The 22,960-nt window shown below is 70.8% G+C and carries 22 protein-coding genes, 1 tRNA gene and 1 pseudogene; 15 read left to right on the top strand and 9 right to left on the bottom strand.

All coding sequences use genetic code 11. From position 1 onward, the window contains the following. The first annotated feature begins 79 nt into the window (after positions 1 to 79). Entirely contained in the window at positions 80 to 1,309 is a 1,230-nt protein-coding gene (locus tag ABZS61_RS04620) for a PQQ-binding-like beta-propeller repeat protein (RefSeq protein WP_356416025.1), read from the top strand. Between the two features lie 117 nt (positions 1,310 to 1,426). On the opposite strand, the gene ABZS61_RS04615 is transcribed toward ABZS61_RS04620, so the two are convergent. Further along, positions 1,427 to 1,852 (bottom strand): ASCH domain-containing protein, encoded by a 426-nt coding sequence (locus tag ABZS61_RS04615; protein WP_356416022.1) that lies wholly within the window; start codon positions 1,850 to 1,852, stop codon positions 1,427 to 1,429. 237 nt (positions 1,853 to 2,089) lie between these two features. Here ABZS61_RS04615 and ABZS61_RS04610 point away from each other — a divergent pair, with 237 nt between their 5' ends. The 4 genes from ABZS61_RS04610 (at position 2,090) to ABZS61_RS04595 (ending at position 6,088) form a co-directional block, all read left to right on the top strand. Further along, on the top strand, positions 2,090 to 3,055 hold the full coding sequence (locus tag ABZS61_RS04610) for a hypothetical protein (RefSeq protein WP_356416019.1): 966 nt from the start codon (positions 2,090 to 2,092) through the stop codon (positions 3,053 to 3,055). A gap of 35 nt (positions 3,056 to 3,090) precedes the next feature. Then, entirely contained in the window at positions 3,091 to 4,662 is a 1,572-nt protein-coding gene (locus ABZS61_RS04605; protein ID WP_356416016.1) for an APC family permease, read from the top strand. Positions 4,663 to 4,731: 69 nt separating this feature from the next. Further along, the gene (locus tag ABZS61_RS04600) at positions 4,732 to 5,481 is read left to right on the top strand and encodes a molybdopterin-dependent oxidoreductase (RefSeq protein ID WP_356416013.1); all 750 of its coding nucleotides are present in this window, start codon (positions 4,732 to 4,734) and stop codon (positions 5,479 to 5,481) included. After that, positions 5,423 to 6,088: a cytochrome b/b6 domain-containing protein gene (locus tag ABZS61_RS04595; protein ID WP_356416010.1), complete on the top strand. Its 666-nt coding sequence runs from the start codon at positions 5,423 to 5,425 to the stop codon at positions 6,086 to 6,088. Before ABZS61_RS04600 ends, ABZS61_RS04595 begins: the two co-directional genes overlap by 59 nt. On the opposite strand, the gene ABZS61_RS04590 is transcribed toward ABZS61_RS04595, so the two are convergent. Next, a complete protein-coding gene (locus tag ABZS61_RS04590; RefSeq protein WP_356416007.1) occupies positions 6,089 to 7,486 on the bottom strand; it encodes a gluconate:H+ symporter in 1,398 nt (465 codons plus the stop codon). It lies immediately after the preceding gene. Positions 7,487 to 7,494: 8 nt separating this feature from the next. Beyond that, a complete protein-coding gene (locus ABZS61_RS04585; RefSeq protein WP_356416004.1) occupies positions 7,495 to 8,004 on the bottom strand; it encodes a gluconokinase in 510 nt (169 codons plus the stop codon). Positions 8,005 to 8,135: 131 nt separating this feature from the next. Here ABZS61_RS04585 and ABZS61_RS04580 point away from each other — a divergent pair, with 131 nt between their 5' ends. Next, positions 8,136 to 8,837: a FadR/GntR family transcriptional regulator gene (locus ABZS61_RS04580; protein WP_356416002.1), complete on the top strand. Its 702-nt coding sequence runs from the start codon at positions 8,136 to 8,138 to the stop codon at positions 8,835 to 8,837. Positions 8,838 to 9,017: 180 nt separating this feature from the next. Here ABZS61_RS04580 and tnpA read toward each other — a convergent pair. Further along, positions 9,018 to 9,440, bottom strand: a pseudogene (gene tnpA / locus ABZS61_RS04575) (IS200/IS605 family transposase); the annotation flags it as partial. A gap of 51 nt (positions 9,441 to 9,491) precedes the next feature. On the opposite strand from tnpA, the gene ABZS61_RS04570 reads away from it, so the two are divergent. The 4 genes from ABZS61_RS04570 to ABZS61_RS04555 all read left to right on the top strand — a co-directional run bounded on the left by ABZS61_RS04570 (position 9,492) and on the right by ABZS61_RS04555 (position 12,750). Then, the gene (locus ABZS61_RS04570) at positions 9,492 to 10,706 is read left to right on the top strand and encodes a transposase (protein ID WP_356415999.1); all 1,215 of its coding nucleotides are present in this window, start codon (positions 9,492 to 9,494) and stop codon (positions 10,704 to 10,706) included. Between the two features lie 36 nt (positions 10,707 to 10,742). Beyond that, the gene (locus tag ABZS61_RS04565) at positions 10,743 to 10,913 is read left to right on the top strand and encodes an amidohydrolase family protein (protein ID WP_356415996.1); all 171 of its coding nucleotides are present in this window, start codon (positions 10,743 to 10,745) and stop codon (positions 10,911 to 10,913) included. Between the two features lie 122 nt (positions 10,914 to 11,035). Then, on the top strand, positions 11,036 to 12,121 hold the full coding sequence (locus ABZS61_RS04560) for an S-(hydroxymethyl)mycothiol dehydrogenase (protein WP_356415993.1): 1,086 nt from the start codon (positions 11,036 to 11,038) through the stop codon (positions 12,119 to 12,121). After that, positions 12,121 to 12,750, top strand: a complete 630-nt coding sequence (locus ABZS61_RS04555) for an MBL fold metallo-hydrolase (protein WP_356415990.1) — start codon at positions 12,121 to 12,123, stop codon at positions 12,748 to 12,750. The genes ABZS61_RS04560 and ABZS61_RS04555 overlap by 1 nt, the downstream gene beginning before the upstream one ends. A gap of 12 nt (positions 12,751 to 12,762) precedes the next feature. Here the strand turns inward: ABZS61_RS04555 and ABZS61_RS04550 are convergent, their stop codons facing one another. Next, positions 12,763 to 13,701: an RluA family pseudouridine synthase gene (locus ABZS61_RS04550; RefSeq protein WP_356415987.1), complete on the bottom strand. Its 939-nt coding sequence runs from the start codon at positions 13,699 to 13,701 to the stop codon at positions 12,763 to 12,765. Between the two features lie 152 nt (positions 13,702 to 13,853). On the opposite strand from ABZS61_RS04550, the gene ABZS61_RS04545 reads away from it, so the two are divergent. Further along, positions 13,854 to 15,353, top strand: coding sequence for a hypothetical protein (locus ABZS61_RS04545; protein ID WP_356415984.1), 1,500 nt, complete (start codon positions 13,854 to 13,856; stop codon positions 15,351 to 15,353). Between the two features lie 254 nt (positions 15,354 to 15,607). Here ABZS61_RS04545 and ABZS61_RS04540 read toward each other — a convergent pair. Further along, positions 15,608 to 15,695 (bottom strand) — tRNA-Leu (locus ABZS61_RS04540). 183 nt (positions 15,696 to 15,878) lie between these two features. On the opposite strand from ABZS61_RS04540, the gene ABZS61_RS04535 reads away from it, so the two are divergent. The 3 genes from ABZS61_RS04535 to ABZS61_RS04525 all read left to right on the top strand — a co-directional run bounded on the left by ABZS61_RS04535 (position 15,879) and on the right by ABZS61_RS04525 (position 18,510). After that, positions 15,879 to 17,204: a M20/M25/M40 family metallo-hydrolase gene (locus tag ABZS61_RS04535; protein ID WP_356415981.1), complete on the top strand. Its 1,326-nt coding sequence runs from the start codon at positions 15,879 to 15,881 to the stop codon at positions 17,202 to 17,204. Positions 17,205 to 17,367: 163 nt separating this feature from the next. Continuing rightward, positions 17,368 to 17,601 (top strand): chaplin ChpH, encoded by a 234-nt coding sequence (gene chpH / locus ABZS61_RS04530; RefSeq protein WP_329212748.1) that lies wholly within the window; start codon positions 17,368 to 17,370, stop codon positions 17,599 to 17,601. 138 nt (positions 17,602 to 17,739) lie between these two features. Beyond that, the gene (locus ABZS61_RS04525; RefSeq protein WP_356415977.1) at positions 17,740 to 18,510 is read left to right on the top strand and encodes a chaplin family protein; all 771 of its coding nucleotides are present in this window, start codon (positions 17,740 to 17,742) and stop codon (positions 18,508 to 18,510) included. A gap of 69 nt (positions 18,511 to 18,579) precedes the next feature. Here ABZS61_RS04525 and ABZS61_RS04520 read toward each other — a convergent pair whose 3' ends face one another. Then, positions 18,580 to 18,768: a DUF5703 family protein gene (locus ABZS61_RS04520; RefSeq protein ID WP_185301746.1), complete on the bottom strand. Its 189-nt coding sequence runs from the start codon at positions 18,766 to 18,768 to the stop codon at positions 18,580 to 18,582. 47 nt (positions 18,769 to 18,815) lie between these two features. On the opposite strand from ABZS61_RS04520, the gene ABZS61_RS04515 reads away from it, so the two are divergent. Continuing rightward, positions 18,816 to 19,475, top strand: a complete 660-nt coding sequence (locus tag ABZS61_RS04515; protein WP_356415972.1) for a hypothetical protein — start codon at positions 18,816 to 18,818, stop codon at positions 19,473 to 19,475. A gap of 69 nt (positions 19,476 to 19,544) precedes the next feature. Here the strand turns inward: ABZS61_RS04515 and ABZS61_RS04510 are convergent, their stop codons facing one another. Continuing rightward, positions 19,545 to 21,869: a helix-hairpin-helix domain-containing protein gene (locus tag ABZS61_RS04510; protein ID WP_356415970.1), complete on the bottom strand. Its 2,325-nt coding sequence runs from the start codon at positions 21,867 to 21,869 to the stop codon at positions 19,545 to 19,547. After that, the gene (locus ABZS61_RS04505; RefSeq protein WP_356415967.1) at positions 21,866 to 22,849 is read right to left on the bottom strand and encodes an aldo/keto reductase; all 984 of its coding nucleotides are present in this window, start codon (positions 22,847 to 22,849) and stop codon (positions 21,866 to 21,868) included. The genes ABZS61_RS04510 and ABZS61_RS04505 overlap by 4 nt, the downstream gene beginning before the upstream one ends. Between the last annotated feature and the right edge of the window lie 111 nt (positions 22,850 to 22,960).

The following is a 22,960-nucleotide window of genomic DNA, read 5'->3' as shown; positions in this document are numbered from 1 at the left end:
CCGAAATCCGACGACTAGCCTTGCGGCGCTCGAGCGTCCCCGGGGGGCGTCGGAACAGCGGACGGAAGCGGGAACAGACGTGGTCGAACGTGGCGGATACGCGGTGTCGCGCAGGCGCATACTCAGGCTGGCGGGGACGGGACTGGGCCTGGCCCTGGCCGGCGCCGGGGTGGTCGGGTGCGGTCCCGAGGGGGAGGCGGTCGAGCAGGGCGGCAGCCCGACGCCGGGCGGGGCCGGGAACGGGGACCGCTTCACGACCCCGCCGCCGGGCACCGCACCCGAGCCGCTGTGGCAGCAGAACGCGGCGAACAGCAACCTGGCCGGCGACGGCGCGCTCGCGGTGGCCGGGGGAGTGGTCCTGGTGTCGGGCGACCCGCTGGTCGGACGCGATGCGGTCACCGGCGAGCAGAAGTGGTCCCGCGCCGGCGTCACCACACCCGGTGCCGAACTCGTCCTCGGCGGCGGGACGCTGTACCTCGCGAGCGCCCAGTACGACGGTGACGTCGTGGGCCTGGATCCGGCCACCGGCAAGGAGACCTGGCGGAGCCGGCTGGGCAAGGCGTACGAGCAGCCGCGCCCGATCGCGGCGGACGACCGCCATGTGTACGTCCTCGCCGGCATCCTGGAGAAGGACTTCACCTCGCCGGACAACGTGATTGCCGCGATCGACACCACCTCCGGCAGGATCGTCTGGCGTGAGCAGCGTGACTCGGGCACCGAGGAGTACGGCATCACCGCGGCGACCGTGGGCAACCGCCTCGTCTACACGGACTACCGGGAGAACGTGACCGTCCGCGACACGACGACGGGCCGACAGGTGTGGACCAAGAAGATCAGCCGGTCCAACCACCGTCGTTTCGCCGTGCACGGGGAACTGGTGATCGTGGCGGACGGACAACGTCTGCGGGCGTTCGAGCTGGCCGACGGCAAGGAGCGCTGGACCCTGAAATCCGGCGAATTCAGCACGTTCAGCGACCCGCACGTCCTGGACGGAGTGCTCTACGCCTCCGACACCGCCCGCAGCCTGTGGGCGGTGGATCCCGCGACGGGCAAGCAGATCTGGCACAACGAGGATCTGCGGGACACGGCCACGCAGGCTCGCCAGTTCGCCAAGGTGAACAACACCCTGTACGGCGCCACCGAGTTCGACAAGGACGGGGGCGTGCACTCCTTCGACGCCACGACCGGGAAGCTGCGCTGGACCTACAACGACAGGACCGGTGACATCCAGCAGTGGTACGTGGTGGCGGCGGGCAAGCGGCTGGCCGTGATGCACGGCAAGAAGTTGTACGCGCTCCCCGCCGTGTGATCCGGGCTCCCGGGCCGGGTTCCCGCCGCGTCGGCGCGCGGGCCCGGGCCGGCTCGCCGACGCGGGCCGGGCACCGTCATTCCCGCCGCCGCACCGTCACTCCCGCCCCCCGCACCGTCACTCCCACCGCTCCACCACCCGGAACCTCTCCACGACGATCTTCGTGTCGTCGTCCACGGTGAACGCCGGGTCCCCCAGGGCCTCCCGCATCTCCTCGCTGTGCCAGAACGCCTCGTGTCCCGCACGCCACTGGGCGACCGAGGTGTACCCCTCGCCCTCGTCGAGTGCGTGTTGAAGGCCGATCGAGCCCAGGGCCACCACCCGCACGTCCGTCAGTTCCACGGCGGCGACCTCCCGCCCCCGGGAGTCGATCAGCGCGGACCGCTCGCCCACCGGAGGAAGGTCCTCCTTCTCCACCTCGTATTCCGCGAGCAGCCCCGACGTCGACACCTTCTCGCCGGAGAGCACGGCCGCCACCAGCCGGTCCCGCAGCGGTCCGGGGAAGGCGAGGAGGAAGGGTTTCAGCGGTTCACGGTTCTCCATGACGGCAGTGTGGCACGCGTCACCCCAGCCGTTCCGTGGCTCCGCCACTCCCGCGGCGAGCTGCGCGAATGGTTCAGACCACGCCCCCGGACCGTCAACTGCGTGGCTCACGCATGCAGTTGCGGAAGGGTCGCCCTTGACGTGGAGCATTACCTACCGCTTTGCTGTGCGCGATCGTTTGCTCGCACACAGCGTCGAACCAACTCGTACACAGCGTCGAAAAAAGGAAGCCTGCGGATGTCCCCGCCTCCGCCGCCCCTGGGCCGCGCCCGCCGCAAGGGCGGTCGCTCGGACCACGCCTTCGACCCGGCTCTCGACGACAGCGAACTGATCGACGTACGAGGTCAGTTCGCCCAGGGCCGGTGGGCCAGGGCCCGCGCCCTCCTCGTCGCCACCGACACCGACTGGGACCGTCGCGGCCACCGTGTCCTCGCACTCGCCGCCACTCCGTCCGCGGCCGGCTGGGCACGCGAGTGGCTGCTCGCCGAACCGGACAGCCCCGACGCGGCCACCCTCCTCGCCTGCGCCACCGTCACCAGGGCCCTGAGCCCCAAGTCCGGTGCCGGTGAACGGGAGAAGGCCCGCGAAGCCTGCCTGGGCGCCGCCCGGCTCGACCCCGCGGACCCGACCCCGTGGCTGGGCCTGATGCTGCTCGACCGCACGTACGGGACCCGGGAGGAGACCGCCGGGCAGTTCGAGGCGATCCGGTCCCGCCACCCCGAACACCACCAGGCGCACCACCTGATGACGGCCCTGCTGGCCGAGACCGACCCCGAGGGCGGCGATCCGCTCCACGAGGTCTACGACTTCGCCGCATGGGCGGCCGAACAGGCCCCGGCCGACTCGCCGCTCGCCGTACTCCCCGTCGTCGCGCACGCCGAGCGCTACCGCGTCCTGGCCGCGGCCGGCAGCGTGTCCGACGATCCGGCGGGCTCGGGGCACTGGACCGGCCGCCGGGCCAGGCAGGTGATGAAGGCCGCCTTCGACTGGTGGCTGGAATGGGAGCGCGAGGATCACCCCCGCCACCACGTCGACCTCAACTTCCTCGCCCACGCCAAGATCTGCGAGGGCCGCCCCGCCGAGGCCGCCGCGCTCTTCCACCGCATCGGCGCCCACGCGACCGCGGCCCCCTGGTCGTACTCCGGCCGCGATCCCTACCCCGCATTTCTTGCCGCGCGCACCTACGCGCTCGGCACCCCGTGATGCACGTTGCTCTCAACGAAGGGACCAACCCCGCCATGTCGACGGGCAGAACAGATTCGACCGGGACCGGAACGGCCACGACAACCGGCGCCACCGGCGGGATCAACACCTACAAGGGGGAGGAACGCGCCCTGCGCGCGAACCGGCTCGGCACCCCCGGCCTGCTGCTCTCGGTCCTTGCGGCCAGCGCCCCGCTGATGGTCGTCGCCGGGGTGATGCCCACGGTCTTCGGCGTGATGGGCATCGTCGGGCAGCCGCTGCTCTACGTCGTCCTCGGCATCGTCCTCATGCTGTTCAGCGTCGGTTACGCGGAGATGAGCCGGCACGTCCACAACGCCGGTGCGTTCTATGCCTACATCGCCCGCGGTCTCGGCCCGACGGCCGGCGCGGGCGCCTCACTCGTCGCGCTGGTCGCGTACAGCGCCATGCAGGTCGGCATCTACGGCATCCTCGGCTTCGAGGTCTCCGGCCTCTTCGCCACCTATCTCGACATCGACATGCCCTGGTGGCTTCCCGCCCTCGTCTCGGTCGCCGTCGTCGGTGTCCTCGGCTGGCTGAAGATCGACCTCAACGCCAAGGTGCTCGGCGTCCTGCTGGTCATCGAGTGCGCCCTGGTCGTGATCTTCGACATCGCCGCCGTCAGCAAGCCCGGCCCCGAAGGCCTGTCCGTGCATGCGTTCAACCCCGACACCCTCACCGGCGCGGGCCTCGGCACCGCCCTCTGCTTCTGCATCGCCGCGTTCGTCGGCTTCGAGCAGGCCCCCGTCTACGCGGAGGAGACCAGCCGCCCGCAGGTCGTCGTGTCCCGGGTCATGTTCCTGGCCGTCGGCTACGCCGCCCTGTTCCTCGCGGTGAGCTCCTGGGCGCTGACCGTCGCCGCGGGCCCCGGCTCCATCTCGGAGACCTCCCTGGAGGAGGGCCCGGGCATGCTCTTCGGCCTCACCGAGGAGAGGCTCGGCGCCACGTTCACGGACGTGCTGCACGTCCTCTTCGTCACGGGCATGTTCGCCGCACTCCTCAGCTTCCACAACGTGGTCGCCCGCTATGCCTTCGCCATGGGCCGTGAGGGCCTGCTCCCGGCGGGCTTCGGCCGGACCAGCAAGACCAGCGGCGCGCCCGCCACCGGCTCGCTGCTCCAGTCCGTGATCTCCGTCGTGATCGTGCTGGCCTTCGCCCTCACGGACGACAACCCCATCGGCGACCCCACGGCGCCCGTCCTCCAGCTGTTCACGTGGATGGGCAACGTCGGCGCGCTCGGAGTGATCCTGCTGATGGCGGCGGCCTCCTTCGCCGTGATCGCCTTCTTCGTACGCCGCGGAGCGGGCCGCGCCCAGGCACCCCGGCTCGTGGCCTCCGGCCTCGCCGGCGTGGCACTGCTGGCCATCGCGGTGTTCACCGTCCGGGACTTCGACGTCCTGGTCGGCTCGGGCCCCGGCTCCGCACTCAACTGGCTGCTGCCCGGCGTCATCGGCGTCGCCCTCGTCGGCGGCCTGGTGTACGGGGCGGTGCTGCGCTCCACGAAGCCCGAGGTGCACGCCAGGATCGGCCTCGGCAACGAGGCGTTCCAGCTGGAGAAGGCCGCGGAGAGCACGACCGCCCCCCGGTAATTCTTACCCGGTGGTGACGGACACCCGCGGCCCCTGGTGACGGACGGCCGCGGGTGTTCGAATGGGCGGGTGAACAGTCGCCCTCCCGACAGCGAAGATCCACCTGACAGCCGTGCCGAAGGCACGCCCGTCGGCCGCCGCCTCGTCCTGGCCATGCTCGGCCTGGGCGCCGCCGGGGTGGTCGCCGCCCCCGTGCTCCAGCGGGGCCTGGAGACCGGGCTCGGAGCGGTCGCCGACAAGGACCCCACCGGCCTGACCGGGCTCCTGCCCAACGGCGGCGGCTTCCGCTACTACTCCGTCGCCACGTCCGTACCGGAGAAGACCGCCGCCGACTACCGCCTCACCGTGGACGGCCTGGTCGACCGCCCCGCCACCCACACGCTGGACTCCCTGAAGGCGCTCCCGCAGACCCGCCTGGTGCGCGATGTCCAGTGCGTCACCGGCTGGCGGGTCCCCGAGACCCCGTTCGAGGGGGTCAGGCTGTCCGCGCTGCTGGACGCGGCAGGAGTACGCCCCGGCGCGAAGGCGGTCCGCTTCACCTGCTTCGACGGTGCCTACAGCGAGAGCCTCACGCTGGAACAGGCCCGCCGCGCAGACGTCCTGGTCGCGCTGCGCATGCAGGACAAGCCGCTGGCCCACGCGCACGGTGGCCCGGTCCGGCTCTACGTGGCCCCGATGTACTTCTACAAGTCGGCGAAATGGCTCTCCGGGATCACCGTCACCGACTCCGTCCGCCCCGGCTACTGGGAGGAGCTCGGCTATGACGTCGACGCCTGGGTCGGCCGGTCCAACGGCCGCGACGACGCCCCCACCGTCTGAACACCCCACGAGGATCCGCCGCTTCACCCGTACCGAGCGCTGGGTGCACCGCACCACCGCCTGGCTGACGCTGCTCTGCGTGGCCACCGCGGCCTGTCTGTACGTCCCCCAGCTCGCCGAACTCGTCGGCCGCCGCCACCTCGTGGTCACCGTCCACGAATGGTCAGGGCTGCTCATCCCCGTACCGTTGCTCGCCGGGCTGGTCTCCCGGGCCCTGCGCGCCGATCTCTCCCGGCTCAACCGGTTCGGGCCGCACGACCGGCAGTGGCTGAAAGCCGCTCTGCGCCGCGACCGAACGCCCGGAGCCCGGCCGGCCGGGAAGTTCAACGCGGGCCAGAAGCTCTACGCCGCCTGGATCGCCGGCGCCGTGCTCGTGATGCTCGGCACGGGCCTGCTGATGTGGTTCACGGACCTCGCCCCGCTGGTGTGGCGCACGGGTGCGACCTTCGTGCACGACTGGCTGGCACTCGCGATCGGCATCGTCCTGGCCGGGCACACGGCAATGGCGCTCGCCGACCCGGAGGCACGCCGTGGCATGCGCACCGGGTCGGTCGAGCGCCCTTGGGCCCGCTCCGAGCACCCGCTGTGGCGGGATCCGCAGGAGTAGCTACAGGACCAGCGACAGCAGCAGGATGAAGCCGAGCGAGACGACGGAGATGATGGTCTCCATCACCGACCACGTCTTGATCGTCTGGCCGACGTCCATGCCGAAGTACTCCTTCACCAGCCAGAACCCCGCGTCGTTGACGTGGCTGAAGAAGAGCGAGCCCGCACCGACGGCGAGGACGAGCAGGGCCGCCTCCGGCGTGGACATGCCGGCCGCCAGCGGAGCGACGAGGCCGGCCGCCGAGATGGTGGCCACGGTCGCCGAACCCGTCGCCAGCCGGATCGCGACGGCGATCAGCCAGCCGAGCAGCAGGGCGGGTATCGACCAGTTCTCGGAGAACTCGAGGATCATCTGACCCACACCGGCGTCGATGAGGGTCGTCTTGAAACCGCCGCCGGCCCCGACGATCATCAGCACGCCGGCGATCGGGGCGAGCGACTTCTCGACGGTCGTGGAGAGCCGCGCCTTGGTGAATCCGGCGGCCCGGCCCAGCGTGAACATACCGACGATCACAGCCGCCAGCAGGGCGATCAGCGGCGAACCGACCACATCGGTGACCCGCTGGACGTTGTTCTCCGGGTCGTCCACCACGATGTCGACGAGGGCCTTGGCCAGCATCAGGACGACGGGCAGCAGCACGGTCGCCAGAGTGGCGCCGAAGCCGGGGCGACGGTCCAGGTCCTCCGAGGGGCGCTCGGGGATCATCTTCTCCGGCGCCTGGATGTCCACCCAGCGGGCGGCGTACCGGGAGAAGACCGGACCCGCGATGATCACGGTCGGGATGGCGACGAGGACACCCAGCGCCAGCGTGACGCCGAGGTTGGCGTCGAGCGCGTCGATGGCGACCAGCGGGCCGGGGTGCGGCGGAATCAGGCCGTGCATCACCGAGAGCCCGGCGAGCGCGGGGATACCGATCCGCATCAGGGAGTAGTTGCCGCGCTTGGCGACCAGCAGCACCACCGGGATCATCAGCACGATGCCGACCTCGAAGAACAGCGGCAGACCGATGATCGAGGCGATCAGCACCATCGCCCAGGGCATGGCGCGCCTGCTCGCCTTCGCGAGAATCGTGTCGACGATCTGGTCGGCGCCGCCCGAGTCGGCGAGCAGCTTGCCCAGGATCGCGCCGAGCGCGATCAGGACACCGACACTGGCGACGGTGGAGCCGAGGCCGGTGGAGAAGCTGGTGATCGTCTTGTCCAGCGGGGCACCGGCGAAGACGCCGAGCGCCAGCGTTCCGATGGTCAGCGCCAGGAAGGCGTGCACCTTGAACTTGGTGATGAGTACGACGATGACGGCGATGCCCGCCAGGACTGCGATGCCCAACTGCGCGTTGCCGGCCGAGGTGATCGGCTCGACGGCATCCGCTGCCAGCATCTCGACGCTGAGACTGCTCACGGTGATCCTTAGAAGTCGAGCCGGCGCAGCGCGGCGACGGCCCGGTCGGTTATTTCTTCGGGGGTGCCGGACACGTCCACTGCCACGCCCGCCTCGTCCTCCTGCAGCTCCTGCAGGGTCGCGAACTGGGAGTCGAGCAGTGCGGTCGGCATGAAGTGGCCCTTGCGGTCCGCCATCCGGCGCTCGATGAGAGCCCGGTCGCCGGTCAGATGCAGGAAGACGGCACCAGGGGCTTCGGCGCGCAGCCGGTCACGGTAGACGCGCTTGAGCGCCGAGCTGCTGACGACGCCGCCGAGCCCAGCCCGGCCGTGCGCCCACCGGCCGATCGCGTCCAGCCAGGGCCAGCGGTCGTCGTCGTCCAGCGGGGTACCCGCCGACATCTTGGCGATGTTGGCCGGCGGGTGGAAGTCGTCGCCCTCGGCGTAGGGAACGCCGAGTCCGGCGGCGAGCAGGGGGCCGATCGTGGTCTTGCCGGTCCCTGCTACGCCCATCACCACGACGACGTGGGGGGTGCTCATTGGTGCCTCGCTGTCTTCTTCGACATCGGTCCGTCGCGCTACTGAAACTCATTACATACGACTTATTCAAGTAGCTGTGACATAAACGTCGTACTTATTCTTCCCGGGGGCCGCCCCGTAGGCTTGTGGACATGACCACACAGGGCCAGGGGCTGCATACACATGTGCTGGACGCCCTGGGTCTGGAGATCGCCGCCGGGGACTTCCCGCCCGGCCGGGTCCTGCGCACCGACGAGCTGGCGCAGCGCTTCGAGGTGTCCCGCACCGTCGTACGCGAAGTCATCCGGGTCCTGGAGTCCATGCACCTGGTCGAGTCCCGCCGCCGGGTCGGCGTGACCGTGCGGCCCACCGAGGCATGGAACGTCTACGACCCGCAGGTCATCCGCTGGCGGCTGGCCGGCTCCGACCGCCCACGGCAGCTGCGCTCCCTCACCGTGCTGAGGTCCGCCGTCGAACCCGTCGCCGCCGGACTCGCCGCCCGGAACGCCACCCCCGCACAGTGCGCCGCCCTCACCGAATGCGCCCTCGGCATGGTCGCCACCTCGCGCGGCCAGCAACTGGAGGGCTATCTGCGGCACGACATCGCCTTCCACCGCATCGTGCTCAACGCCTCCGGCAACGAGATGTTCGCGCGGCTCGGCGACGTCGTCGCCGAGGTCCTCGCCGGACGTACCCACCACCAGGTGATGTTCGAGGACCCCGACCCCGCCGCCGTCACCCTCCACGTACGCCTGGCCGAGGCGGTCCGCGAGGGGGACGCGGCGGCCGCGGAACGCCTGACGAAGGAGATCGCGGTGGGCGCCCTCCACGAACTGGACGTACTCGCGCCCTGAGCCCTGCCCTCAGGCGCGGGGCGGGCCCGATCCTTCGAGCACGTGCGCCAACCGCCCCGCGGCCGCCGCCAGGACCATCCCTGATCTTGCGTGGGTATCCCCGGCTTCAGCCGGGGAGGGAAACGGCACCCCGAGGCCGGAAGCGCGCAGAACTCTCTGCCCCCTGTCGTGACGGTCAGGGGGGCGCTTCTGTCCTTCGATGTACTGGCGGATCACAGTCAGCGGTGCGCCGCCGCAGGAACCCGCGAAGTAGGAACGGGACCAGAAGACGGAACCTATACCGATCCGGTTGATCCGGCCGGTGTACTCGGCTCGCAGATAGCGAGAGCTGACGCTCTTGAGGCTGTTGATCAGTTTGGACAGTGCGATCTTCGGCGGGTAGTGCACCAGCAGATGCACGTGGTCGGTCTCGCCGTTGAACTCGTGCAGTTCCGTCTCGAAGCCGGCGCAGACCTCGCGCATGATCTCTTCGCAGCGTTCGAGCATGGCGTCATCGAAGACGTCACGCCGATACTTGGTCACGAACACCAAATGGGCGTGCAGGCTGTAGGCGACGTGACGACCTGTGCGAATATCGGGGTTTGGTTCCCAGTGTGGTGACATACACCAAATTTCGTAGGATCGGTGGAGCCAGACCGGAAGGGGGTGGGCCGGATGATCCGTGCGTACAAGTTCCTCATGCGGCCCACCGTGGGCCAGACGATCGCGCTCGGCGAGATACTGCGTGATCACTGCTCGCTCTACAACGGTGCGTTGCAGGAACACCGCGACGCCTACCGGCACGTCTCGAAGACGTCCGTGAAGTACGGGCAGCAGTCCGCTCAGCTCAAGGAGATCCGGGCGTTCGACCCGGAACGGCACGGACGTTGGTCGTTCTCCTCACAGCAGGCCACGCTGCGCCGTCTCGACAAGGCGTTCACCGCGTTCTTTCGCCGGGTCAAGTCCGGGGACACCCCCGGATACCCCCGCTTCCGGGGCGTCAACTGGTTCGACACGGTCGATTTCCCGAAGGACGGCGACGGCTGCGGCTGGGACGCCACCCCCCACGACCCCGTCACCCGCGTCCGCCTCCAGGGCGTAGGGCACGTCAAGGTCCACCAGCACCGCCCGGTCGTCGGCAAGGTGAGGACGGTCAGCGTCAAGCGCGAAGGCGCGAAGTGGTTCGTCGTGCTGACCGCCGAGCAGGACCAGCCCGAACCGCTCCCCAAGACCGGCTCGGTCGTCGGCATCGACCTGGGCATCGCGAACTTCCTCGCAGAGTCCAACGGCGGCTTCGTGCCCAACCCGCGCCACGGCCGCCGCAACGCCGACCGGCTCGAGGCCGCGCAGCAGGCCCTCGCCACGTTCGGCCGCGTCCGCCGCGACAAGCGAACCGCCAACCACCGGCGGGCCGTGGAGAAGGTCGCGACGCTGCACGGCAAGGTCCGCCGTCAACGCCTCGACCACTTCCACAAGACCGCCCTGGCCCTGGTCCGCGAACACGACCTCATCGCGCACGAGAACCTGACGATCCGAAGCATGGTCAAGTCCGCCGCACCGAAACCCGACCCCGAGCGACCGGGCAGCTTCCTGCCCAACGGAGCCGCCGCGAAGACCGGACTCAACCGCTCGATCTCCGATGCCGGATGGGGGGTGTTCCTCACGATCCTCACGAGCAAGGCTGAAAGCGCCGGCCGGGAAGTGATCGCCGGGGACCCCCGCAACACCTCCCGGCGGTGCCCCGAATGCGGGCACACCGCCAAGGAGAACCGGCCCACACAGGCAAAGTTCCACTGCGTCGCGTGCGGCCACACCGCGCACGCTGACACAGTGGGCGCCACCAACGTTCTACGGGCCGGGCTGGTCCGTCTCTACGCCGACCAGGCATAGAGAGAAGCCCCCTCCTGCAGGAGGGGGAGGAGTCACGTGAACCACCTCGACGACACGCACGACACCGGCTCACTCCGCGCCGGGGCCCTCGCCGACCTGGTGGTCCTGGACCGGGATCCGTACGCGCACCCGTCCGACGAGATCGGACGGACACGTGTGCTGCGGACCTACGTCGGCGGCCGGAAGGTCCACGACTCCGAGGCCTGACACCCAAAGTCCTCCGTGGAACGCAGCGCCCCGGAGGGTGCCGTCGCGGCACTCTCCGGGGCGTACGGTTGTCCGTGATCAACCTTCGCAGGAGCCCCACTCGGAAGCAGGGAGACCACGGTATGGCGCAGCAGGTGCAAGGGGTCATCGCACCGGGGAAGGACGAGCCGGTGCGGGTCGAGACCATCGTGATTCCGGACCCCGGGCCCGGCGAGGCAGTCGTGAAGATCCAGGCGTGCGGCGTCTGCCACACCGACCTGCACTACAAGCAGGGCGGCATCAACGACGACTTCCCGTTCCTCCTCGGCCACGAGGCCTCGGGCGTCGTGGAGTCCGTCGGCGAGGGCGTCACCGACGTCGAGCCCGGCGATTTCGTCGTCCTCAACTGGCGTGCGGTGTGCGGACAGTGCCGCGCCTGTCTGCGCGGCCGCCCCTGGTACTGCTTCAACACCCACAACGCCAAGCAGAGGATGACCCTGCTGGACGGTACCGAACTCTCCCCGGCACTCGGGATCGGTGCCTTCGCCGAGAAGACCCTCGTCGCGGCCGGCCAGTGCACGAAGGTCGACCCCGAGGTCTCCCCGGCCGTCGCCGGACTGCTCGGCTGCGGCGTCATGGCGGGCATCGGCGCCGCCATCAACACCGGTCAGGTCGGCCGCGGCGACTCCGTCGCCGTCATCGGATGCGGTGGTGTCGGCGACGCGGCGATCGCCGGCGCCCGGCTCGCGGGCGCGGCGAAGATCATCGCGGTCGACATCGACGACCGCAAGCTGGAGACGGCGAAGAAGATGGGCGCCACCCACACCGTCAACTCACGCTCCGACGACCCGGTCGAAGCGATCCGCGGGCTGACCGGCGGCAACGGCGCGGACGTCGTCATCGAGGCCGTCGGCCGCCCCGAGACGTACAAGCAGGCCTTCTACGCCCGCGACCTGGCCGGCACCGTCGTCCTCGTCGGCGTCCCCACGCCGGAGATGCAGCTCGAACTCCCGCTGCTCGACGTGTTCGGCCGCGGCGGCTCCCTCAAGTCCTCCTGGTACGGCGACTGTCTGCCCTCGCGCGACTTCCCGATGCTCATCGACCTCCACCAGCAGGGACGCATCGACCTCGGCGCGTTCGTCACCGAGACGATCGGACTCGGCGACATCGAGCAGGCCTTCGCCCGCATGCACGACGGTGACGTCCTGCGTTCGGTGGTGGTGTTCTGATGTCCGCCCGCATCGACCACCTGGTCACCTCCGGCACCTTCGCCCTCGACGGCGGAGAGTGGGACGTCGACAACAACGTCTGGATCATCGGCGACGACAATGAGGCGGTCGTCATCGACGCCGCCCACGACGCTCTCGCGATCGAGGCCGCACTCGGCGGCCGTACGCTGCGCGCCATCATCTGCACCCACGCGCACAACGACCACATCGACGCGGCCCCCGCCCTCGCCGACGCGACCGGCGCACCGATCCTCCTGCACCCCGACGACCTGCCACTGTGGAAGCAGACCCACCCGGACCGCACGCCCGACGCCGAACTGGCCGACGGCCAGGAGCTGGAGATCGCCGGAACACGTCTGTCGGTCCTGCACACCCCGGGCCACGCGCCCGGCGCGGTCTGCCTCTACGCCCCGGACCTGGCCACCGTCTTCACCGGTGACACCCTGTTCAACGGCGGGCCCGGGGCCACCGGACGGTCCTTCTCCCACTTCCCGACGATCGTCGACTCGATCAGGGACCGGCTGCTCGGACTACCGCCCGAGACCGTCGTGCGAACCGGACACGGAGACTCCACCACGATCGGCGGCGAAGCCCCGCACCTGGACGAATGGATCGCCCGCGGCCACTGACCCGGCCCGGGTTCACCGGTCCGGCCACGCGGTGAGCCGCAGACCGCTCTCGAAGCGGTGCGGCCCGCCCGTGACCGGGTCGGTGAACTCCAGCACCCTGGCCAGCAGTTGCATGGGCCGCGTGTAGTCGTCGCGGTCCTGCTCCGGCTCCACCACCGGATAGACGGGATCGTGGACGAGGGGCAGCCCCAGCGCGTTCATATGGACCCGGAGCTGATGGGTGCGCCCCGTGGCGGGCAGCAGCCGGTAGCGGCCGAACCCGCCCCGGTGCTCCAGGAGCTCGACCCGGCTCTCGCTGTTCGCCTCGCCCGGCTCCTCGCGCGCGGCGATGACCCCGCGCTCCTTGACGATCCGGCTGCGCACGGTGCGGGGGAGAGCCACACCCGGGTCGTACGGTGCCACCGCCTCGTACTCCTTGCGCACCAGCCGGTCCCGGAACAGCGTCTGGTACGCCCCCCGCTCCCCGGGCCGTACGACGAACAGGACGAGACCCGCCGTCAGCCGGTCGAGCCGGTGGGCGGGCTGCAGCTCCGGCAGATCCAGCTCCCTGCGCAGCCGGGCCACCGCCGTCTCGGTGATGTGCCGGCCGCGCGGAGTGGTGGCGAGGAAGTGCGGCTTGTCCGCGATGACGAGGTGCTCGTCGCGGTACACCACACCGACGGGGAACGGCACCGGCTCCTCCGGTGCGAAATCGCGGTGGAACCAGAGGTACCGGCCCGCGGTGTACGGCTCGTCGCCACGCACCGCACCGCCGTCGGCCCCGACGAACAGCCCCTCGGCGAGCATCGTGTCCACCCGCCGCACCCCGACCGCCCCCGCGAACCGTTCCTGCAGATGGTCCCGGACACATCCCCAGACCCCGTCGGGGTCCTCCGGCAGCCTCACCCGCACCGGATCGATCCCGTCCCGCTGGGGCAGCGGGGCGGCGGGGGGCTTGGCCCGTCCTCTCATCGCGTCGGTCCTTGTCATGGGTGGGGGCCTGGAGGACTGCCCATCATGGCACCGCCCGGCCGTCGGGAGCCGAGCAGCCGGAGCGACGGTCAAGCGCTGCCGGGGCAGCCGCCGGGCGGCCCGGTCAGGAGGCGAGGTGGCAGGATGCACCGGTGTCCGACTCTCTGCATGAACTGTGGCTGCGCGGCATCGCCTTCAATCCGGCCGCGCCCTCCGAGGTACTGATACGCCTGATGAGCCGAGCGGCCGGTGAGGCCGGCCTGCTGATGTGCGAGGGCCGTGACCTGCCCGACGCCGCCATCGACACAGCCCTCCACCATCCGCTCGAGGAGATCCGTCGCGCGCTCGCGGTCAACCGGCACGTCGCGCCCTCGCGTCTCGCCCCCTTGGCGACGGACCCCTCGGGAATCGTCCGCGCACGGCTCGCCGGCGGTCCCCGTGCCTACCGCCGCCGGGTACGACCGCTGTCGGACGACATCCTCAAGACCCTCCTGACCGCCCAGGACGGGGGCGAGGACGGCAAGGTCACCGAACGCGAGATCATGGCGGAACTCGATTCCTCCCGGCAGATCCCGCTGTCCTTCTTCAACTCCATGGCCGGGCACGAACACCCCGAACTCCGGATACGGGCCACCTGGAGGTGGGAGTCGCTCACTCCGGCGCACCGGGCGGCGCTGCTCGACGATCCGGACCCCGCGGTCCGTGAAGTGGCGCAGGGCAGGAACTGGGCGCTCGACCCGGAACGGGTGGAGGCCATGCTGCCGTCCTTCGGTTCGCGCAACGGGTGGGTGTTCGGCACGTGTGCTCTGTCCCCCGCGCTCGTCGAGCAGTGCTTCGAGGACGGCACGCTGGAACCCCTGACCCGGAACCAGCACACCCCGGCCGACGCCGTCGCCCGGCTCACCCGCCACCCCGAGGCGAAGATCCGCGCGATGGTCGCCGCGCGGCCCGACCTGGGACCGGACCTGGTGGCGGAGCTGAGGGAGGACCCGGACGAGGACGTACGGATGCACGCACGCATCCACCCCTTTCCCCGCACCTGGGCCGAGTACGGGGCGATCCAGGGGGTCATCGGGCACGGTCCTGACTGCACATGCCCGATCACCGAGCCGGCCGTCGGGCCGTCGCCCGACTGGTTCGCCGCCTGCGCGGCGTCCGAGGAACCGGTGCTCCGCCGGGTTGCGGCGAGCTGGCCCGGCCTGCTCGCGGAACTCGTCGGGACTCTCGCGCAGGACGACGACGAGGAGGTGAGGATCCGGCTGGCCTGCCACCACCCGTTGGCTCCGCCACACCTCCTCCTGGACGTCTTCGCCACCCGCCCGGCCCACCGTCCGCACCTGCTGACCCTGCCCGCGTTCCCCCGCACCGGCCGGGCCCACCTCATCGGCCACCCGGATCCTGACGTACGGGCCCTGGCCGCAGCCGATCCCGCCCTGCCCGACCCCCCGGTCGAGGACCCCGACGCGTCGGTGCGCCAGGCAGCGGCCGCCAACCCGAGCCTGTCACCGGAAGCCCTGGAGACCCTCCTCGCCGACCCCCGTACCGCCGAGGGCGCCGCGGCCAATCCGGCCCTCCCCGTTCACCGCATGCACGCACTCCTCGACCACTGCCTGAACGGCACCGCCACCCCGCCGGCCGTGGTCCGGCGCTGAATGGCGACACCCACGCAGCGATCACGGGCTCGGAAACCTCGGTGGACCACCGGCTGACGCCGACACATCGGACAAGAGTTTTCGGACGCGGTGAACACCGCCGGCGACCGGAAGGTGGTGCCACGGAAATCGACCTTCGGGTCGACGGACGCGTACCCACCCGCACGTTCCCGGCGCACTCCGTGACCCTCCTGCGCATCGAGGAACAGGGCCGGAACAGCGAAAACCCCCAGGGTGGCCTGGGGGTTTTCTGCTGGTGTCCGAGGGGGGACTTGAACCCCCACGCCCGATAAAGGGCACTAGCACCTCAAGCTAGCGCGTCTGCCATTCCGCCACCCGGACCGGGTGTGTGCCGACCGGGCAGGGCCCGTTCCGACGTGGAAAACCATAGCAAACATTCGGGGGTGCTCGATCACGCCCCAGGACGTGTGAAAGGCACGTAACGAGGAGCGGGCGGTCTTGGGTGTGCGGGGCAGGCGCGCGAGGATGAGGGGGAGCACCACCGCGACAGTGGAAGGAAGCAGCGTGAGCGAGACCAACACGGCTCGGACCGTCTCCGGTGAGGATGAGGTCGTGGACCTCTGTCGTGACCTGATCAGGATCGACACCAGCAACTACGGCGACCACTCGGGCCCCGGGGAGCGGCTCGCCGCCGAGTACATCGCCGAGAAGCTCGCCGAGGTCGGGCTGGAGCCGCAGATCATCGAGTCCCACAAGGGCCGGGCCTCCACCGTGGCCCGGATCGAGGGCGAGGACCCCTCCAAGCCCGCGCTGCTGATCCACGGGCACACCGACGTGGTGCCCGCCAACGCGGCCGACTGGACGCACGACCCGTTCTCCGGCGAGATCGCGGACGGCTGCGTGTGGGGCCGGGGTGCGGTCGACATGAAGGACATGGACGCGATGACCCTCGCGGTCGTCCGCGACCGCATGCGCAGCGGGCGCAAGCCCCCGCGCGACATCGTGCTGGCCTTCCTCGCGGACGAGGAGGCGGGCGGCACGTACGGGGCGCGGCACCTCGTCGACAACCACCGTGAACTCTTCGACGGCGTCACCGAGGCGATCGGCGAGGTCGGCGGCTTCTCGTTCACCGTCAACGAGAACCTGCGGCTCTACCTGGTGGAGACCGCGCAGAAGGGCATGCACTGGATGCGGCTCACCGTGGACGGCACGGCCGGCCACGGCTCCATGACCAACAACGACAATGCGATCACCGAGCTCTGCGAGGCAGTCGGCCGACTCGGCCGGCACAAGTGGCCGGTCCGGGTGACCAAGACCGTGCGGTCCTTCCTCGACGAACTGTCCGACGCGCTGGGCACCCCGCTCGACCCGGAGGACATGGAGGCGACGCTCGCCAAGCTCGGCGGGATCGCCAAGATGGTCGGCGCCACCCTGCGGAACTCCGCCGCTCCCACCATGCTCGGCGCCGGGTACAAGGTGAACGTGATCCCCGGACAGGCCACCGCGCACGTGGACGGGCGCTTCCTGCCCGGTTACGAGGACGAGTTCCTGGCCGACCTCGACCGGATCCTCGGCCCGCGGGTGAAGCGCGAGGACGTGCACGGCGACAAGGCACTGGAGACCAGCTTCGACGGCTCCCTGGTGGACGCGATCCAGCTCGCGCTCAAGGCCGAGGACCCGATCGCCCGAGCGGTGCCCTACATGCTCTCCGGCGGTACCGACGCGAAGTCCTTCGACGACCTCGGCATCCGCTGCTTCGGCTTCGCCCCGCTGAAGCTGCCGCCGGAGCTGGACTTCGCGGGCATGTTCCACGGTGTGGACGAGCGGGTGCCGGTGGACGGCCTGAAGTTCGGCACCCGGGTGCTCGACCGCTTCATCGACCATTCCTGAGGTCTTGAGCAGGGAGCACGCCGCCGGCAGCCGAATTCGCCAGCGTGTACGCACCTCACCAGAAAGGGTGAAAGGGGTCGCGCACTCGTAGCCCCCCAACTCCCTCCTCGTTACAGGTGATGCGGTCCGCGGCTGGGACCGCACTTGTCAACCAGGAGGAATAATGATCAAGAAGGTCGTCGCAATCGCGGCTGCTACCGGTGGTCTCGTGCTCGCGGGTGCGGGTATGGCTTCTGCCGACGCCGGCGCCCAGGGTGCTGCCATCGGCAGCCCCGGCGTGCTCTCGGGCAACGTCATCCAGGTCCCGGTCCACGTTCCGGTGAACGTGTGCGGCAACACCATTTCCGTGATCGGGCTGCTGAACCCGGCCTTCGGCAACGCCTGCGTCAACGACTGACGTTGAACACCAACCCGTAAGGGTGTGAGTCCGGTCGGCCCCGGAGTGCGCGCCATGCACTCCGGGGCCGCTGGGCATTCGGCCCTCGCACGGTTGTGTCCGAGGGCATTCGGAAGGCAGAAGGCAGGAAACAAACCTATGCGACAGGTCACACGTAAAGGCCTGATCACCATGGCAGCGGCGGGCGGCGTGCTCGCGCTCAGTGGTGGCTACGCGCACGCCGACTCGGGAGCCGCAGGCGGCGCGTCGAACTCACCGGGGGTGCTGTCGGGGAACTCGATCCAGGTCCCGATCGACGTACCGGTCAACGTCTGCGGAAACTCCGTGAACGTCGTCGGCCTGCTCAATCCCACGATCGGCAACGACTGCGGAAACGGATCGGCGGATGCCGGTCCCGGCCACACCAGGGACGACGGGGCCCCGTCCGGACACGGACACGGACACGGCAGCTCCGGCTCCGGCAGCCATGCCTCCGGGCACGAGGGCCGGGGAGGCGGAGAGGGGACCGGCAGGCACCGCGCCCCCGGCGCTTCCGCTCAGGGGGAGGCGAAGGGGTCCCCCGGTATCGGCTCCGGCAACCAGGTGCAGGTGCCGGTCGAGATTCCCGTGAACCTCTGCGGCAACAGCGTCACCATCGGTGGCCTGCTCAACCCGGTCTTCGGCAACAGCTGCGAAAACGACTCGGAGGTCAGCCCTCCGCCGGTCGTACCGCAGACGCCTCACACCCCCGAGGAGCCGGCACAACCGCCCGCGAAGGTTCCGCCCGCTCCCGAGGCCCAGCTCGTGCCCGGCCCGCAGCTCGCACAGACCGGTGCGGGCGGGCTCGACCTGCTGGTCCCGGCGAGCGCCGGCCTGATGCTCGCGGGTGCGGGGACGGTCCTGTACCGGCGCTCGCGCAGCGCCGCATAACGCCACCGGGACTTCGGCGTACGGCGTCGTTCAGGGAGCGGGTTCCGCAGGCGCGGGACCCGCTCCGCGCTACCAGGTGGCCCGGAGCTGGCGGATGATCCGGCGGCGCAACCGGACGCGGCGGCTGCCGTCCAGGCGCAGGGTCAGGCGGTCCAACTCCCAGTGCCCGTACTCGGCATGGTCGGTCAGCAGGCGGGTCGCTTCCTTGCGGGAGACCCCGCGCGGCACGTACACGTCGACAAATTCGTATTCCGGCATCGCATCTATTGTGCGTGCAGAGCCCCGGTACGGATAGCGTCTGCACTATGTCTGATGCTGCGCAGCCCACCGCTGCCGAGGTACGCGCCGCCGCCGATGCAGTCAAAACCGCGCTCGACCGCCACCTCGAGGCGGTCGAGCGCCGTACCGGGGACGACGACCCCGCTGTTTTCGACGCGTTCAACGCACTGGCCGCTGCGGCCGAGGTCTACGACGAATTCCTCTACGACCGTTACGACGAGGTCACCCCCTTCGAGATCCCCGGCGCGGAGGACTCACTGCCGCCGTACGCCGGTCCGGAGGAGCCGCACGCCCTCAGTGTGCTGATCAGGCGCGACTACGCGGTGGTGGAACCCCCGCGACTGCTGGCCCAGGCCCAGCGGCTCGCCGACCTGGACCCGGACCAGCACGACAGCGACACCGTGCCGGTGGTCGGTACGAGCGTGCATGCCGCGCTGGGCGTGCTGTTCGGCGAGTACGAGGCGGACGAGATCGCGTCCCGGCACAAGGAGTTCGGACTGGAAGAGGGTGACTCCACGCTGTGGGTCTCCGCCGTGGACGAGCTTCCCGAGCCGGGGGAGTGGCTCGGGGCACCGTTCGACGACGCCGATCCGGCGCAGGTGGTCTGCCGCTTCGACGTCAGCTCCGTCTTCGACGAGGACGAGCTGGACGGTGACGCGGACGTATCGGTGGTCGGCGGCTCCTGACCCCGTGGACGGAAGGCCCCGGCGCGCACCGGGGCCTTCGTCGGGCTGTCCGGGGCGCGCCGGGGTTCCCTAGGAAGCGTCCGGGGTCGGCAGAGCCTCCAGCAGGGGGCGCAGCCGCGTCGTCCGCTCCTGGGCGGGGATCTCGGCGACCGAGCGCGGCAGTGCCTGGTCCACGCCGTGCACCACGGACAGGTGGCGCTCGCCGCGGCTGAACGCGGTGTACACCCAAGGGCGGCTCAGGCCCTGAGCCGCATCGCCCGGCAGGACGACGACCACGGCGGGCCAGCGCATCCCGGCCGCCTGATGGGCGCTGAGGGCCCAGCTGTGCCGCACCGACGACTCCACCGCGTCCGGGGGTACGACGACGGGAGTGCCCGCACAGTCCAGGTGCAGTCCCTCGGCATCGGCCGAGACGACCGAACCCGGCACGGCCCTGCCAGGAGCCGGTACATGGACGACACGGTCGCCCGGGTCGAAGCCGCCGAACCTGCCGGGGCCCGGATTGAGCCGCTCCTTGAGCGCCGCGTTGAGCGCCTTGGTGCCGGCGGAGCCACCGTGTCCGACGGTGATCACCTGGGTGTCGGACGAAGGCACACCGATGGCACGCGGCACCGAGTCGGCGACGAGCTGCACGGTGCGGTGGACCGCCTCACCCGCGTCGCGGACGGGGACGATCACGACTTCCCGGCCGGGCGCGTCGACCTGGGTGAGCTCACCGATTCCGATGCCCGAGACGAGCTCGCCGATCGGTCCGGGGTCCGGTGTGCGCGACACCACCTGCGGGCAGGCGCGTGCCGCCAGCACATCCGCGAACACCCGGCCCGCACCGGCGGAACCCAGCACACCCGGGTCGCCGCTCAGCACCAGCCGGGTCCCGTCGGCGAGGGACTCCACCAGCATCGCGGCCGTCTCCACATCGAGCTGCGGCGCGTCCAGTACGACCAGCAGGTCCAGGGCGAGGGCACCGTCCGTGTCCCGGCCGGGGCCCGCCGCACCGGAGAGCAGATCCCGGAGGGTGACAGCGGCCTGCGGATCACCGACCGCGGTGGCCAGTCTGTGCCGGCCGTCCACACTGTGGGCCGCGCCGAAAGCGCGCAGCCCAAGGCCCTGCGCGGCAGAGACGAGAGCGGCGGGTTCCGCCCGGGCACTCTCGCCACCGCTGTGGGCGACGAGTCCGGCGGTCGCCACCGTCCTGATCAGCTCGGCCGCCGAGGGCGACGGGGCGGCGGAAGCCGCGTCCGTCCAGTCGGCGCCCTTCTCGCAGGCGTTGACCAGCCGTGCGAGGCCGTCGGCGAGGCTCTCCTCGGCCAGCGCGTACCGGTCGAGGCCCAGCAGGACCTGTACCGGCTCCTGCTCGTCGTGGGCGTCCTGTGCGCCGTCCACGTCGTCCCCCTCCGTCTCCCCGGGCTCCGCGGCCTCCACGGCGTCGAGGCCGTCCTGGAAGACGAGCACGACACCCTCGGCGACGGCGTGCTCGACGGCGGCTCCGGGGTCGGTGACCGCGCGCTCGGCCAGCGCTGCACGTACCTGCGACGCGTCCAGCGCGGTATGGCCCTGGAGGGCGGCACGCTCCAGCAGCCAGCCCACGAGCGCCGCCGTGCGCCGCTCGTCGTCCGGACCGCACTCCGTGCCTAGCAGGGCCCTGGCGAAGCCGTCAGCCTGCTCGGGACGGACCCCCGGCACGGACAGCAGCTGCCAGGGATCCTCGCGCAGGAGGCCGGCGGCCTGTTCGCCGAGTGTCACGGCCGCCGGGCGTGCCAGGGCCTCGGGCGCGCCGCCCTCGGCGAGCACCGCCGCGACGGCGTCGGCCGCCTCGGGCGAGGCGGGTTGCGTGGGCCGTTGTTCGGCGGGCCGGGGCCGGGCGGCGCTGGGTACGGGCGCGGGTCCGTCGGCGGCCGGTCGGGGCGCGGGCGCCGACGCGCGCGGCTCGAAGAACGCGGTGGCAGCCTTCTCGCCGCTCTCGACGGCGCGCACGGCCGCGAGCAGGTCGGCAGCCGGGCCGCTCAGCTTCGTACCGGCGGCGATGGGCCCTTCCTTCTCCGCCTTGCGCTTCTCGATCCGCTCCCGGAGCTCGCGCTGAGCCGCCAGCTCGATCTCGGCCTCGGAGAGCGCGGGAGCCGCGTCGGTCCCGGGCGTGCCGTCGGCCCCGGTGCCGCCGGAGACCTCAGCGTCTGCGGAGTCCGCGGCAGCCTCGGGGTCTGCGGCCGTCTCGGACTCCGCGGAGGCCTCGGGGCTCTCAGGGCTCTCGGGAACCGGCTCCGCACCGCCCTCCGCGGACGCGTCGTCGCCGGGCGTACCGGCGGCGCCCACGGCGTCGTCCGAGCCCGCGTCCTCGCGGTCCTCGTGGTTCTCGGCCGCGAGGTCCGGGGTTTCCCCCCGGGGAAGGGCAGTCACAGCGTGCTCCAGTCCTGGTCGGGATAGCGGTGCACGGGCGCCGACACATCGTCGAGCGCCTGGCAGATCTCGTCAGGAAGACTAAGCGCCTCCACTGACAAGGCCTGGGAGAGCTGCTGCGCGTTGCGCGCGCCGATGATCGGGGCCACCACTCCCGGGCGGTCCCTCACCCAGGCGAGCGCGACCATGAGAGGCGTCGTGGCGAGGCCGTCCGCGGCGATGGCCACCGCGTCCACGATCCGGCCCGCCGGGTCGTCGAGATACGGCTCGACGAAGGGGGCGAGGTGCTCCGAGGCACCCCGTGAACCGGACGGCGTGCCGGTGCGGTACTTGCCGGTCAGTACCCCGCGGCCGAGCGGGGACGAAGGCAGCAGCCCCACTCCGAGATCCAGTGCCGCGGGCAGCACCTCCCGCTCGATGCCCCGCTGCAGCAGTGAGTACTCCATCTGCGTGCTGGCCAGGCGGGTACGCAGACCTGGCGCCGCGAGCTGCCAGGTGGCCGCCTTGGCCAGCTGCCAGCCGCTGAAGTTCGACACACCCGCATAGCGGACCCGTCCGGAGGACACCGCCAGGTCAAGTGCCTGCAGGGTCTCCTCCAGCGGTGTCACGGGGTCGAAGGCGTGGACCTGCCACAGGTCGACGTAGTCCGTCCCGAGCCGCTCCAGGGAGGCGTCGAGCGCGGCCAGCAGATGTCCGCGCGATCCGTCGAAGCGGCGGTACGGATCGGGCACGCTGCCGGCCTTGGTCGCGATGACCAGATCCTGCCGGGGCACCAGGTTGTCGACGAGCCGTCCGAGGAGGTACTCGGACTCCCCGCCGCCGTACACATCGGCTGTGTCGATCAGCGTGCCGCCGGCGTCCCAGAAGGTTTTCAGCTGGTCGGCAGCATCGTGCTCGTCGGTGTCCCGGCCCCAGGTGAGGGTGCCGAGGCCGACCCGGGACACGCGAAGGCCGGTACGGCCGAGATGCCTCTGCTCCATGGGCGCTGAGATTACTGGCCAAGGCCCCACGGGGTGGAAGCCTGTGGACAACCGAACTGAGGGCCGTCGAGCCTGCCGGATCCCCGGCATGCGCGCTAGAGTCCGGGACAC

Origin of the sequence: Streptomyces sp. NPDC005566 (assembly GCF_040605575.1) — a bacterium.
Classification (GTDB): Bacteria; Actinomycetota; Actinomycetes; order Streptomycetales; family Streptomycetaceae; genus Streptomyces.
Note: the sequence above shows the minus strand (reverse complement) of the source record. Positions and strands in the feature narration are given on the sequence as shown.

Excerpts from the sequence above, each read along its gene's own strand:
- ABZS61_RS04615 (WP_356416022.1), bottom strand. The coding sequence starts at position 1,852 with ATGGAGAACCGTGAACCGCTGAAACCCTTCCTCCTCGCCTTCCCCGGA.
- ABZS61_RS04610 (WP_356416019.1), top strand. The coding sequence starts at position 2,090 with ATGTCCCCGCCTCCGCCGCCCCTGGGCCGCGCCCGCCGCAAGGGCGGT.
- ABZS61_RS04605 (WP_356416016.1), top strand. The coding sequence starts at position 3,091 with ATGTCGACGGGCAGAACAGATTCGACCGGGACCGGAACGGCCACGACA.
- ABZS61_RS04595 (WP_356416010.1), top strand. The coding sequence starts at position 5,423 with ATGACGTCGACGCCTGGGTCGGCCGGTCCAACGGCCGCGACGACGCCC.
- ABZS61_RS04585 (WP_356416004.1), bottom strand. The coding sequence starts at position 8,004 with ATGAGCACCCCCCACGTCGTCGTGGTGATGGGCGTAGCAGGGACCGGC.
- ABZS61_RS04580 (WP_356416002.1), top strand. The coding sequence starts at position 8,136 with ATGACCACACAGGGCCAGGGGCTGCATACACATGTGCTGGACGCCCTG.
- ABZS61_RS04570 (WP_356415999.1), top strand. The coding sequence starts at position 9,492 with ATGATCCGTGCGTACAAGTTCCTCATGCGGCCCACCGTGGGCCAGACG.
- ABZS61_RS04560 (WP_356415993.1), top strand. The coding sequence starts at position 11,036 with ATGGCGCAGCAGGTGCAAGGGGTCATCGCACCGGGGAAGGACGAGCCG.
- ABZS61_RS04555 (WP_356415990.1), top strand. The coding sequence starts at position 12,121 with ATGTCCGCCCGCATCGACCACCTGGTCACCTCCGGCACCTTCGCCCTC.
- ABZS61_RS04550 (WP_356415987.1), bottom strand. The coding sequence starts at position 13,701 with ATGAGAGGACGGGCCAAGCCCCCCGCCGCCCCGCTGCCCCAGCGGGAC.
- chpH (WP_329212748.1), top strand. The coding sequence starts at position 17,368 with ATGATCAAGAAGGTCGTCGCAATCGCGGCTGCTACCGGTGGTCTCGTG.
- ABZS61_RS04525 (WP_356415977.1), top strand. The coding sequence starts at position 17,740 with ATGCGACAGGTCACACGTAAAGGCCTGATCACCATGGCAGCGGCGGGC.
- ABZS61_RS04520 (WP_185301746.1), bottom strand. The coding sequence starts at position 18,768 with ATGCCGGAATACGAATTTGTCGACGTGTACGTGCCGCGCGGGGTCTCC.
- ABZS61_RS04515 (WP_356415972.1), top strand. The coding sequence starts at position 18,816 with ATGTCTGATGCTGCGCAGCCCACCGCTGCCGAGGTACGCGCCGCCGCC.
- ABZS61_RS04505 (WP_356415967.1), bottom strand. The coding sequence starts at position 22,849 with ATGGAGCAGAGGCATCTCGGCCGTACCGGCCTTCGCGTGTCCCGGGTC.